Origin of the sequence: Affinundibacterium fentianense (assembly GCF_018139545.1) — a bacterium.
GTDB classification, from domain to species: Bacteria; Pseudomonadota; Gammaproteobacteria; order Burkholderiales; family Burkholderiaceae_D; genus Undibacterium; species Undibacterium fentianense.
In genome coordinates this window covers 1-280 of the sequence record NZ_JAGSPJ010000045.1, presented here as the reverse complement: position 1 = coordinate 280, position 280 = coordinate 1, and the positions used below count along the sequence as shown (strand labels likewise).

Here is a 280-nt window from a genome sequence, read left to right as displayed (position 1 = left end):
TCTTATTTTTTCTTGACTTAAATTTTTATCCATGCGTCGTTGGTTTAGACAACTGATACGAAACAGTTTTTTTCAGGTAGGTGCTGGTTTATTCATTATTATGGTGCTTGGTGGATTTATAGTTATGTACTTGGAGTCTGGACCTATTACTGAAAAAGAAACACCTTTTTGGTGGGCGATAGTAACCATGACAACAGTAGGATATGGTGATTTCGCTCCTAGTACACCGGAGGGAAGATTCTTTGCGGTCTTTATTATGTTTGCAGGTATTGCACTTGTT

General features: G+C 37.5%; 1 protein-coding gene. It reads left to right on the top strand.

Annotated features, from left to right (window positions below):
- Positions 1–31: 31 nt before the first annotated feature.
- Positions 32–280 (top strand): ion channel (locus KDM90_RS17705; RefSeq protein WP_212676948.1); only part of this gene is annotated, 249 nt, incomplete at its 3' end.